At 64.3% G+C, this 12,662-nt stretch carries 11 protein-coding genes; 9 read left to right on the top strand and 2 right to left on the bottom strand.

The genetic code is table 11. The annotated features are described in order from the left end of the window. Window positions 1-3 precede the first annotated feature (3 nt). Complete coding sequence (locus tag BCHO_RS01880; protein ID WP_232513869.1) at window positions 4-1,305, bottom strand: polysaccharide deacetylase family protein; 1,302 nt, start codon at window positions 1,303-1,305, stop codon at window positions 4-6. Between the two features lie 132 nt (window positions 1,306-1,437). On the opposite strand from BCHO_RS01880, the gene fbaA reads away from it, so the two are divergent. From fbaA to BCHO_RS01925, 9 genes are all read left to right on the top strand, one after another. Next, window positions 1,438-2,502, top strand: coding sequence for a class II fructose-bisphosphate aldolase (fbaA, locus tag BCHO_RS01885; RefSeq protein ID WP_024541485.1), 1,065 nt, complete (start codon window positions 1,438-1,440; stop codon window positions 2,500-2,502). 127 nt (window positions 2,503-2,629) lie between these two features. Beyond that, window positions 2,630-3,916: an adenylosuccinate synthase gene (locus tag BCHO_RS01890; RefSeq protein ID WP_024541484.1), complete on the top strand. Its 1,287-nt coding sequence runs from the start codon at window positions 2,630-2,632 to the stop codon at window positions 3,914-3,916. A 156-nt stretch (window positions 3,917-4,072) separates the two neighbouring features. Then, entirely contained in the window at window positions 4,073-4,876 is an 804-nt protein-coding gene (locus tag BCHO_RS01895) for a fluoride efflux transporter FluC (protein ID WP_081708001.1), read from the top strand. After that, window positions 4,876-5,250: a fluoride efflux transporter FluC gene (locus BCHO_RS01900; RefSeq protein WP_024541482.1), complete on the top strand. Its 375-nt coding sequence runs from the start codon at window positions 4,876-4,878 to the stop codon at window positions 5,248-5,250. Before BCHO_RS01895 ends, BCHO_RS01900 begins: the two co-directional genes overlap by 1 nt. Window positions 5,251-5,445: 195 nt before the next feature. Next, entirely contained in the window at window positions 5,446-6,870 is a 1,425-nt protein-coding gene (locus tag BCHO_RS01905; protein ID WP_024541481.1) for a branched-chain amino acid ABC transporter permease, read from the top strand. A 6-nt stretch (window positions 6,871-6,876) separates the two neighbouring features. Then, complete coding sequence (locus tag BCHO_RS01910; RefSeq protein WP_024541480.1) at window positions 6,877-7,860, top strand: ABC transporter permease subunit; 984 nt, start codon at window positions 6,877-6,879, stop codon at window positions 7,858-7,860. Next, complete coding sequence (locus BCHO_RS01915) at window positions 7,853-8,884, top strand: ABC transporter ATP-binding protein (RefSeq protein WP_024541479.1); 1,032 nt, start codon at window positions 7,853-7,855, stop codon at window positions 8,882-8,884. Before BCHO_RS01910 ends, BCHO_RS01915 begins: the two co-directional genes overlap by 8 nt. Before the next feature lie 104 nt (window positions 8,885-8,988). Further along, window positions 8,989-9,765: an ABC transporter ATP-binding protein gene (locus tag BCHO_RS01920; protein WP_029675686.1), complete on the top strand. Its 777-nt coding sequence runs from the start codon at window positions 8,989-8,991 to the stop codon at window positions 9,763-9,765. Between the two features lie 238 nt (window positions 9,766-10,003). Continuing rightward, window positions 10,004-11,269 (top strand): ABC transporter substrate-binding protein, encoded by a 1,266-nt coding sequence (locus BCHO_RS01925; protein ID WP_024541477.1) that lies wholly within the window; start codon window positions 10,004-10,006, stop codon window positions 11,267-11,269. 113 nt (window positions 11,270-11,382) lie between these two features. Here BCHO_RS01925 and BCHO_RS01930 read toward each other — a convergent pair whose 3' ends face one another. Beyond that, window positions 11,383-12,414: a LacI family DNA-binding transcriptional regulator gene (locus BCHO_RS01930; protein WP_024541476.1), complete on the bottom strand. Its 1,032-nt coding sequence runs from the start codon at window positions 12,412-12,414 to the stop codon at window positions 11,383-11,385. Window positions 12,415-12,662: the final 248 nt, after the last annotated feature.

The raw sequence follows: 12,662 nt of genomic DNA on the forward strand, positions 1-12,662 counted from the left end.
GATCTACTCCTTGCCCTGCGCCGGCTTCGGCACGCCGCCCATCTCGCACAGCTCGTCGATCGTGACGAAGGAGTAGCCCTGCTTCTTGAGGTCGTCGATGATGCCGGGGAGCGCCTCGATGTCCTGCGTGCGGTCGCCACCGCCATCGTGCATCAGCGCGATCGCGCCGTTGTACGCGTTCTTGAGCACCTCGTCGTGGATCGCCTTCTTGCCGGGGCGCTTCCAGTCGAGCGTGTCGATGCTCCACAGCACGTTCATGTCGACGATGTCCGCCGTGTCCTTCCACTGCTGCACGCCGAAGGCGCCGTAGGGCGCGCGCAGCACGCGCGTCTTCGTGCCGCTCGCCTGCTCGAGATCGGCGAAACTCGTGAGGATCTCCTTGCGCAGGTCGTCGCGCGACATGTCCGGCATGTACGGATGGCTGACGCTGTGCGACGCCACCTGATGGCCTTCGTTGACCATCCGCTGTTCGAGTTTCGGATAGGTGAGCGCGTCCTCGCCGAGGTCGAAGAACGTGGCCTTCACCTTCTTCTGCTTGAGGATGTCGAGGATCGGCCCGGTGTACTGGCTCGGACCGTCGTCGAAGGTGAGCGCGATGACCTTTTTGCCGGCCGGCTGCGGCGCGAAGGACTGCACGGTGAGCTTCTTCGCCGGCTTGATCTCCTTGTGGACGACCTCCTCCTTCGAGCGCTTGCCGATCCAGACCTCCTCCCGGCCGTCCTCGCCCTGCTGCGTGACGACCTGGATCGGGCCGTTGTTGAGATTGATGTCGGTGCCGTATCGCTTTGTGCGCGTCTCGCTCGTATGCGCCTCGGTGACGTCCTTGCCGGGCGTGACCGTCATCGTCTCGGCGTCGGCGATCGTCGCCGTGCCGTAGTCGGCGACCGGCACGGGAGCGCCGTTGATGCTGACGGCGACCGGCTCGCCGCCGTCCTTGTCGAGCACCTTGCCCTTGAGCGACAGCAGTCGGCCGCGCGTGCGTCCGAAGTCGTCATGGTCGGCGAGCAGATGCGCGATCGTCGTATCGGCGCGCGCCGACACCGTCTCGCCGTCGACGCTCACGTCGACGGTGCGCCAATGATGCCGCCACATCCACCAGCCGCCGACACCGAGCGCGACGACGACGAGCGCGACGAGCACGGTGACGACGGCGGCCGCCGCCGCGCCCATCGTCCCGCGCGCCCGCCTCGGCGGCTTCGCGCTGCCATGGAAATCGATTTCCTCGACGTCGTCGTCGATGTCCAACGACTGCAGATCCTCGTCGTATCCGTCTCCGCCGATGTTCCCGTTCGTGTCTTGCGCCACCGTATACCACCTTCCCCGTGCACCGCCGATCGCGGCCGCTCGGGCCGCCCTGTGCTGCAGCCCAGCTTAGCATCGGACGTTTCGCGGACGGCTGTGGCATCGCGCGCGCCCGCACGCCATAAGATGGAGGACATGACTATCGCAACTCCGGAACGTTACGCGCAGATGCTCGACGCCGCGCGGCAGGGTGGCTACGCGTACCCTGCGATCAATGTCACCAGCTCGCAGACGCTCAACGCCGCGCTGCAGGGGCTCGCCGAAGCGGAATCGGACGGCATCATCCAGGTGTCGGTGGGCGGCGCCGCCTATTTCTCCGGCCAGCGCGTGCTCGACCGCGTCACCGGTTCGCTCGCCTTCGCCGCCTTCGCGCACGAGGTCGCGAGGAAGTACCCGAACATCACCGTCGCGCTGCACACCGACCACTGCGCCAAACAGTATCTCGACGAATGGGTGCGTCCGCTGCTCGACATCGAGATCGACGAGGTCGCGCACGGCCGTGAACCGATGTTCCAATCGCATATGTGGGACGGGTCGACGGTGCCGCTCGCCGAGAACCTCGAGATCGCGCGCGAGCTGCTTGACAAGTCGGTGCGTGCGCACACGGTGCTCGAGATCGAGATCGGCGCCGTCGGCGGTGAGGAGGACGGCCACCGCGCCGAGATCAACGAGAAGCTGTATTCGAGCGTCGAGGACGGCGTCGCCGTCGCGCGTGCGCTCGGCTTGGGTGACCGCGGCCGCTACATGGCCGCCTTCACCTTCGGCAACGTGCACGGCGCATACAAACCGGGCGTCGTCAAGCTGCGCCCGGAACTGCTGCAGCAGATCCAGCACGGCGTGTGGGAGCGCGCGACGAACGGCGAGCTCGGCGTGCCGCTCGACGCGAACGTCGCCGACGGCAAGCCCTTCGCGCTCGTGTTCCACGGCGGCTCCGGCTCGACGCCGCAGGAGATCGCCGAAGCCGTTTCGTACGGCGTCGTCAAGATGAACATCGACACCGATACGCAATACGCGTTCACGCGCGCAATCGCCGACCACATGTTCCGGCATTACGACGAAGTGCTCAAAGTGGACGGCGAGGTCGGCAACAAGAAGATGTACGACCCGCGGTCGTGGGGCAAGGAGGCCGAGGCGTCGATGGCGGCGCGCGTCGTCGAGGCGTGCCGGCAGCTCGGCTCGGCCGGGCGCGCGCTCAAGTAGCGCGGCGCCGGCGCGACCGCCGGGGAACCCGTGTTGAGGGAGTTCCTCTACGTGGGCTGCGAGGCCCGCGTAGAGGGGCTACTGTAATCTGTCCTCGGCGGATCCGGAGAACCAGCGGAGGTGGAGCATGCCAGGAATCGTCTTGATCGGAGCCCAGTGGGGCGACGAAGGAAAAGGCAAGGCGACCGATCTGATCGGAACGAAGGTCGATTACGTAGCGCGTTTCAACGGCGGCAACAACGCGGGCCACACCGTCGTCGTTGGGGATGAATCGTATGCGCTGCACCTGCTGCCGTCCGGCATCATCAGCCCGAAGACGACGCCGGTCATCGGCAATGGCGTCGTCGTCGATCCGGAGGTGCTGTTCGAGGAGATCGACGGCCTCAAGAGCCGCGGCATCGACTGCTCGCGCCTGCTCGTGAGCGAATCGGCGAACGTCATCGCCCCGTACCACCGCATGATCGACAAGGTCACCGAACGTTTCGCCGGCAAGAAGAAGATCGGCACGACCGGCCGCGGCATCGGCCCGGCGTATGCGGACAAGATCAATCGCATCGGCATCCGCGTGGCCGACCTCTTCAGCGAGGAGCATCTGCGCGACAAGGTCGAGAACGCGCTGCGCCAGAAGAACCAGATGCTCGTCAAACTGTACAACCGCCGCCCGGTGGATGTCGACGCGACCGTCGAGGAGCTGCTCAAGCTCGGCGAACGACTCAAGCCGTACGTGGCGAACACGTCGCTCGTGCTCAACCAGGCGCTCGATGACGGCAAGACCGTATTGTTCGAAGGCGGACAGGCGACGATGCTCGACATCGACCACGGCACCTATCCCTTCGTCACATCATCGAATCCGACGGCGGGCGGCGCGTGCACCGGCACCGGCGTCGGCCCGACGAAGATCGATCGCGTCATCGGCGTTTCGAAGGCGTATGTGACGCGCGTCGGCGAAGGTCCGTTCCCGACCGAACTGTTCGACGAATGGGGCGATTGGCTGCGCGCCCAGGGCCATGAGTACGGCGTGACGACCGGACGTCCGCGCCGCTGCGGCTGGTTCGACGCCGTCGTCAACCGCTATGCGACGCAGGTGAACGGCCTGACCGACATCGTGCTGACGAAGCTCGATGTGCTCACCGGTCTCAAGGAGATCCCGATCTGCGTCGCCTACGACGTGGACGGTGTGCGCTATGACGACATGCCGGCCGATCAGGTCGCGTTCGCCGCCGCGAAGCCGATCTACGAGACGATGCCGGGCTGGACCGAGGACATTGCGCAGGTGCACCGCTTCGAGGACCTGCCCGCGAACTGCCAGGCCTATGTGAAGCGGCTCGAAGAGCTGTCCAACTGCCGCATCTCGGTGATCGGCACCGGGCCGCAGCGCGACCACATCATCCAGATCCATTCGCTCATCGACTGAAGCGGCCGGGTGCATCGATTCCGAACATCGATGCCATCGGCCGACGGGCGCCGGGTCGTCCATCACGAGGACCGACCCGGCGCCTTTCCATGTTTCACGGGTTATCATGTCAGCACACGCCGAAACCCAAAGCCGTATTGAGGCGGTGATTTTCGTATGAACACGCTACACGACACACGACACGACCAATCAGGACGGCGGCCGGCGTCGGATGGCGCAGAGCCGGGCGCCGTGTCCGACGACACCGGCGACCTTCGCAAGGAGCTGATGCAACCGCATCCGACCGGGGCCGCCGCCGCACGCAAGCCACCGAGCGTCCCGTTGGCGCCGATGAAGCGCATGCAGGCGCGATTCAACCCGCTTGCCGACGGCATGATCTATCTCGTCGTGTTCCTCGGCGGCTGCGTCGGCACGGCGCTGCGGTACGGGCTGTGGCTCGCGCTGCCGTATCCGGGTTCCGATTCCCCGCTATGGATGGCCTTCCATCCGGCCACCTTCATCGCGAACATGATCGCCTGCTTCCTTTTCGCGCTGCTCACGTCCTATATGTCGCAGGCGATCTGGTTGCGCAAACGTGTGCGGCAGCTCGCAAGCCGTGGCGTCGGCATGGGCATGTGCGGCGGTTTCTCGACGTTGTCGGCGATGATGGTCGAGGACATCACGGCGTTGCACAACAGCGGCTATCTGAGCTTCATCCTGTACACGGTGATCACATTCCTCGCCGGCATCGTCGTCGCCTGGTTCGGCTCGTGGCTCGGTCTCAGGCTCACTTCGGTGCGGGCGGCGAGCCTCGCCGTGGCCGATGCGCTGCGCCGTCAGGAACAGCCGAAGCCGGCGATCGGCGTGCGCGTGCCCACCGAGGACGTGCCGGTCGATGCGATGCCGTATGACGATCCCAATCCGAAGACCGACGAGATTCCGGTCGTCCATGCCGATCCGCTGACCGGGGAGGTGAAGTGATGGGGGAGTTCCTGCTCGTCTGCGTCTGCGGCGGCCTTGGCGCCGTCGCCCGTTTCGTGCTCAATACGTCGATCCAGCGCTGGTGGAACCGCATCTTCCCGCTGTCCACGTTCATCATCAATATCGCGGCGGCCTTCTTCGCCGGCATCGCCGCGGCTGCCTACCACTACCAGACCGTCAACTACTTCACGTATCTGCTGTTCGTCGCCGGTTTCCTCGGCGGTTTCTCGACATTCTCGACCGCGATCAACGAGATGGTCTCGCTTGCGAAGACGCGGCGCATCGCGATGGCGCTCGGCTACTTCGTCATCACCGTCGTCGTTCCGTTCCTGATGGTCGTCCTCGGCTGGTGGGTCGGCGTGATGGGGCGTTGACCGTTACCTGTTCCGCCGATTGTTCCGGACGTGATACCCTCCGTCCGCATATGGTCCTTGCGCGCGTGATACCACGGCTTGTTTTCTTCATGTGAACCACCTCGCTCCTATGGTTACCGACCAGAAATGCGTCGGTAATGTCCGTATGTCGTCAGCGGCGCTACGTTCATGGGCATCACGAGAGAGGGGGTGCGCATGGCATCCATATATCGATTCATTCCTGAGCGGAGGCGCCGATGGACGAGATGGCGGCATGTCCTGTGTGTCGTGGCAGTCGTCGCCGTCGCCTGTCTCTGGTGTTGCATGTGCGCGCCGCGGGCCGTGGCGGCCGGAGCGGTCGGCAGCTGTGTTCCGACCGCCGAATTCGGCTGTGTCAACGGCATCCTGCAGAGCGCGGATAAAGAGCCGATCGCCGGCGTCAAGGTGATGCTCAGCGGCGCCGAGACCGGGGAGACGACGACGGCGGATGACGGTACATGGGCGTTCAAGGTCGCCGATGACGGCAAATACGTCGTCACGATTCCGCAGGACGTCGCGAAACGGTACGGATTCGCGGCTGACCACGCAAGCGTCGAGATCGTCAAGAAATCATTTTCGCAGCAGCGCGGCGTCGTTCGTTTCGACAAGGCGCCGGCGTCGGGCAACGCGTCCAAACCGAGCGGCACGGCGTCGGATGCGAAGAGGACGATGCCCGCAGGCGCCAACGCCGCGGCCTACGAACCCTCGAGGTCATCGGTCACCTGGACGCGATTCTGCCAGCAGCTGTACTCGGGCATCATCTTCGGACTGCTGCTCGGCCTCATGTCGGTCGGCATGAACCTCGTCTACGGCACGACTGGCCTGAGCTCCTTCTCCCACGGTGAGCAGGTGACGCTCGGAGGCCTGATGGCGTACGTCGGCACGCAGATGCTGCATATGGCGATTGTGCCCTCGGCCATCTTCGCCGTCCTCATCGGCGCGCTCACCGGACTGGTGCAGGACCGGCTCATCTGGGGGCCGCTCAGGCATAAACGAGTCGGCACGATGCAGCAGATGATCGTCACCATCGGCCTGTCGATGGCGCTGCAGTACCTGTTCCAGTTCTTCTTCGGCGGTGACATCAAGAGCATCGTCAAATCGGTGCCGGAAGGCATCCAGCTCGGTCCGGTCTCGACAAGCGCGCCGGCGCTCATCTGCGCGGGCATCGCATTGGTGACGATCGTCGGCGTGACCGTTTTCCTCTACTGCACGCGGCTGGGCCGCGCGACGCGCGCCGTCTCCGACAACGCGGCGCTCGCGGCGGCATCCGGCATCAACGTCGATTCCGTCGTGCGCATCGTCTGGACGCTTTCCTGCGCGCTCGCGGCGCTTTCCGGCGTGTTGCTTGGCATCTACCTCAACGGCATCGCGTGGAACACCGGCGTCACATTGCTGATGCTGATGTTCGCCGCGGTGACGCTCGGCGGCCTCGGCACGGCGAACGGCGCGCTCGTCGGCGCGCTCGTCATCGGCATCGTAGCGGATCTGAGCACGCTCGTCATCCCGAGCGATATGCGCTACGCGAGCGCGCTCGCGATCCTCATCCTCGTCCTGCTCGTGCGACCGCAGGGCATCTTCGGCAAGCGCAATAGGATTGGGTGATTATTCATGGATACGATGACTATCATTGCGAACATTCTTGGCGAATTATTTGCCCCCACTACAGCGGCCTATGCGCTTGCCGCGATCGGCCTGAACATCCATTTCGGCATGACCGGTCTGATGAACATGGGACAGGCGGGATTCATGCTGCTCGGCGCCTACGGTTTCGCGATCACGCAGATGCATGGCGCGAATCTGTTCTCGTCGGTGCTGTTCGCGTTGCTGCTCGCGACGGTCTATGCGCTGCTGCTTGGCATCCCGACGCTCAAGCTCGGCCCCGATTATCTGGCGATGGTCACGCTCGCCGCGGCGGAGATCGTGCGTATTGTCGGCAGATCGACGTCGATGACGAGTGTCACCGGCGGATCGGCCGGCATCGCTCCGCAGGACTTCACGACGCAGTTCGAGAATCTCTCCCCGCTGCCCGACGGCACGTCGACATTCCTCATCTGGACCTACAACAATAACATCGCGAACTCGTGGTGGCTGCGCATCGTAGCCTGGGTGCTCGTCGCCTTGTGCGCGTTCCTATGCTGGCGTTGGTTCCGTTCTCCCTGGGGCCGTGTGCTCAAGGGCATCCGCGAGGACGAGAACGCAATCCGCTCGTTGGGCAAGTCGGTCACGAAGTACAAGATGCAGGCGCTCATCGTCGGCGGTCTCTTCGGTGCGCTCGCCGGCATCGTCTTCATCCTGCCGCGTTCGCTCAACCCTGATTCGCTCGGCCGCACCGTCACGTTCTATACGTGGACGATCCTGTTGCTCGGTGGCGCCGCGACGATCATGGGGCCGATTCTCGGCTCGTGTGTGTTGTGGGTGCTGCTGACGGCCGTCAAGGAGACGATGCGCGTTTCGATTCCCCCGACTGTCATCTCGTCGAACCAGATCGAGGCGCTTGGCTGGGTCATCGTGGGCGTCGCGCTCATGCTGCTCGTGATCTTCCGGCCGCAAGGCGTCCTCGGCAACAGGAAGGAGTTGGCGTTCAATGGCTGACAACAACAAGCCGCCGGTCGATGCGGCGCAGAAGCAGAAGCAGGATCAACAGAAGAGGGCAGTGCCGACCGCGACCGTCAGGGAGCCGTTCTACGACATCGCCCGGTGGGGTACGAAGCCGCCGCCGGGCGAGGATCTCATATCGACGGCGTACGGTGACCGGGTTGCGCGCGACCTCGCGTTCGTCGAGAACGAGCCGGGCGTACACAAGCCCGATCCAATCCTCGTCGCGGATAACGTCGTGCGTCGTTTCGGCGGCATGACCGCCGTGGACGTCGGCCATTTCGAAATCGAACGGCATGGCATCACGGCGCTCATCGGTCCCAACGGTGCGGGCAAGACGACGTTCTTCAATCTGATGACCGGTTTCGATGTGCCGAATTCCGGCAGCTGGCGTTTCGACGGCCGGGACATGCAGCACGTCAATCCCGAGCAGGTGGCCCGTGACGGCATGGTGCGCACGTTCCAGCTGACGAAGGTCATGAGCCGTCTGTCGGTGCTCGACAACATGCTGCTCGGCGCGCCCGACCGACCAGGGGAGAGCATGGTGCGCTCGCTGTTCCCCGGTACGTGGCGGAAAAAGGAACAGGAGAACCGGCAGAAGGCGGAGGCGTTGCTCGAACGCTTCCTGCTCATCAAGAAGAAGGACGACTTCGCGGGTTCTCTTTCCGGCGGTCAGCGCAAACTCCTCGAGATGGCGCGCGCGTTGATGTGCGACCCGAAGCTCATCATGCTTGATGAGCCGATGGCCGGCGTCAATCCGGCGCTCAAGCAGTCGCTGCTCGACCACATTGTCAGTCTGCGCGAGGACGGCACGACGGTGCTGTTCGTCGAACATGACATCAACATGGTGCGTCATATCGCCGATTGGGTGACCGTCATGGCGGAAGGCAGGATCGTCGCCGAGGGGCAGCCGAGGACCGTCATGGATGATCCGGCCGTCGTCGACGCCTATCTCGGCGCGCATGCCGACGTCGATCTCGGCGACGATTCGGTGCTCGAAGGTTTGGAGGGACGCGTATGAACATCACAACATCGGCGGCCGCAAGGACGGTCGGGAGCCGCCGTGGAAACGCGGCGCATGACACGGCGGGCGGCGTCGACGGTACGGCGGACGTCTCCCGCACGATGAGCCGCGCCGAGATCCATGTCGGCGAGCCTGAAGGCGAGCCGTTGCTCGACGCGGCCAACCTCGTCGCCGGCTACCTGCCGGGCGTCAACATCCTCAACGGCGCCTCGCTCACGCTGCATGACGGAGAGATCGTCGGCATCATCGGACCGAACGGCGCCGGCAAGTCGACGCTCCTCAAGTCATTGTTCGGACTCGTGCGCATCCATTCGGGCACGCTTTCGCTGCGCGGACGTGATATCACGAATCTGCGCGCCGACAAGCTTGTGTCGTTGGGGGTCGGTTTCGTACCGCAGACCGAGAATGTGTTCCCGAGCCTGACGATCGCTGAGAACATGCATATGGGCGCATATCAGGCGTCGCAGAAGTTCGACGAACGCTTCGAGTACGTCTGTTCGATCTTCCCGAAGCTCGGCGAACGGCGCAATCAGCTCGCGGGCCAGCTCTCCGGTGGTGAACGGCAGATGGTCGCGATGGGTCGCGCGTTGATGATGCAGCCGTCGGTGCTGCTGCTCGACGAGCCGAGCGCCGGCCTGTCGCCGATGATGCAGGACGAGACCTTCATCCGCGTGCGTCAGGTCAACCGGGCCGGCGTCTCCGTCGTCATCGTCGAGCAGAATGCGCGCCGCTGCCTGCAGATCTGCGACCGCGGCTACGTGCTCGATCAGGGGCGCAATGCCTATTCCGGGCGTGGTCGCGACCTGATGAACGACCCGAAGGTCGTCAGTCTGTATCTCGGCAATCTCGAGGAGGAGGTCGAGAAGGCCGGCCAGTGACTGCGGCCTGGCGGAATGGGTGAAATAATGATTGATTCGTTGACAATCGATTCGTGACAGAAGGGATGAAATATTTAAGTAACATGATCGTCAACAAATACTAATAATTAACGATAATATAATATAGAATAATTGAATACTTGATGATAAGAACAACGATGCAACAAATGCAACAACAATGACGGTCGACGCGCGATGGCGGTCGTTCGTCTGATAACGAGGAAGAGAAGTGATTCGTATGCGACTGCACAACATACGCAAGCAGGCAATGGTGATGACGGCGTTCGTCGCGGCGGCGACGCTCGCATTGTCCGGATGCGGCGGCTCGTCGGGCGCCTCCGACGCGAGCGCGGCGGCCGCCGGGAACGGCATGGTCGTCGGCGCGCTGCTGCCGCTCACCGGAACGATCGCCTATCTGGCGCCCCCGGAGGTGGCCGCGATCAAACTCGCCGTGAACGACATCAACGCGGCCGGCGGCGTCCTCGGCAAGGATGTGACCGAGGTCGAGGCCGACACCTCGGACGGGGAGCACGCCGACCAGAACACGTCGGCCGCGCAATCGGTGCTCGCGAAGCATCCGTCGGTCGTCATCGGACCGGCCGCGTCGGGCGTCGTCAAGAACGTCTACAAGAGCATCGTCTCCGAGAAGATCCCGGTCATCTCGATGGCGTCCACGTCGATGACGCTCTCCGGCATGGATCCGTACTTCTTCCGCACCGTCGCGCCGGACGCGGTGCAGGGCGCCGTCATGGGCGACCTCATCGCAGGCGATGGCGTCAAGAAGCTCGCGATCGCATGCTTCAACGACGAATATGGCACCGGCATGCGCGACATCATCCTTGAAAGGCTCAACGGTGCCGGCGTCGACGTCGTCTACGGCGAACAGGACGCTTTCGATCCCGCGGAGACGAACTACTCATCCATCGCGTCGGCGATCAAGGACTCCGACGCCGACGCGACGCTCATCATCTCGTACGACCAGGCGACGCCGCTCATCAAGTCGTTGGCGTCGGCCGGCGTGGACACGCACAGGCTCTACCTCGTCGACGGCAACACCGTCGACTATTCGAAGACCTACGACGCCGGGCTGCTCAAGGGGTCGAAGGGCACCATCCCCGGCGCCCATGTCGACGACGCGTTCCTCGCGGCGCTCAAGGGCACCGGCACCGAGGTCTCCGACACGACGTACGCGGCGGAGACGTACGACGCGGTGATCCTCTCGGCGCTCGCCGCGGAACAGGGCGGCAGCGCAAGCGGGGAGACGATCCAGAAGAACCTCGCGTCGGTCTCCGGCGCGGACGGCGGCGAGAAGTGCGACAGCTTCAAGGCGTGCAAGGCGCTCATCAAGGACAAGAAGAAGATCCAGTACTCGGGCAAGACCGGCATCGGCGCGTTCAACAAGAACAACGATCCGAGCTCCGCGAACATCGGCGTCTACGAATACGACGACAAGAACGTCAATGTATTCCAGGCGATGCAGAGCGGCGACGTACCGAGCGAATGACACCATACGTGGATTCGGCGCACGTCGAATCCGCCGCTTGTCAGAGCGACTCTCGGCAGCGGGCCATCCATTGCGGGTGGCCCGCTGTTTTTTCCCGTGGCGTCCGATGGCGGTCAGCGCGTCGTGGAACGTCGTGCAAGCGTGACCGGGACGATGGTCGTGCGCGCCTTCGGCGATCCCCCGGATTGTGTGCTGTGTGTGGCGTCGTCGATCTGCTCTTCGACGTCGTCGGCGATCGTACGCGCGATCGCGGCGAAATCCTGCCGGATCACGGTCAACGGCAGTCCTGCGCAGTCGGCGATCGTCGTCCCGTCGTACGCGACGACCTGCAGGCGCTCGGGGACGGCGATGCCGCGCATCCGCGCCTCCTGCACGGCGAAGGCGGCGGCGACGTCGGCGGCGACGAGGGCGTCCATCCGCGGATATGCGTCGAAGGCCTCGCGTACAGCGCGCCGCATGCCGTCGATGTCGAAGACCTCGCCCGATTCGATGTAGCGATGCCGGACGCCGGCGTCGTCAAGCCGTTCCTCGAGCGTCTGCATGTAGCGTACCGTCGGAAACGTCGACTGCGCGGCGCCGAGGTCGGTGAACTGCGCGCGCGGGCCGCCGACGATGACGACGTCTCGCGCATCGGTGCGCGTCAGCAGGTCGGCGATGAGCACGCCGCCGTGCACATGGTCGGAGCTCACCTGGGCGATGCCGTCGCCGAGGTTGCGGTCGAAGGCGACGACGGGGCGGCCGATCGTGCGCCAGTAGTCGGGGGCGTGCGTCGTATGCGCGGCGACGACGAGCGCGTCGAGCGAACGGCGGCGCAGCATGTCGACGTACTGCGCCTCGCCGTCGGCGGAGTCGACGGTCGAGCACAGCATCGTCTGCAGGCCGCGTGCCGAGAACTCGTGCTGCAGCTGCGACGTGAGCGTCGCGAAGAACGGATGGCGGATCGTCGGGACGATGACGCCGACGATGCCGGTCCTGCCGTGGTAGAAGTGGCGGGCGAGCTCGTTGGGGACGTAGTTGAGTTCGCGCATCGCCTGCTCGACCTTCGCGCGCATGTCCTGCGACACGTATCCGGTGCCGTTGATGACGAGCGAGACGCTGCTCACTGAGACTCCCGCGCGTTTTGCGACGTCGCGCATGCCGACCATCTGTGCCTCCTGCCGTTGTATGCCATGGCGCCGTTGATGCATGTCCATGTATCGATTGACCGCCGGTGTCGAACCGGTTGGACAACTCCATTGTAGATACGGTGCGCGTGTGTGTCGATCATGGCGCGACCGATGGGCTTCGGTGGGGCCTCGGCGAGGGCGTCATCAGTTGTCGAAACGGTTTGACACGCCGAAGGCGCAGTCGTGTTGCGCAGAGGTTCCGTCAGTGTCATAATCGTCGGTATCGA

It is taken from the genome of Bifidobacterium choerinum, from assembly GCF_000741135.1.
In the GTDB taxonomy this organism is placed as follows: Bacteria; Actinomycetota; Actinomycetes; order Actinomycetales; family Bifidobacteriaceae; genus Bifidobacterium; species Bifidobacterium choerinum.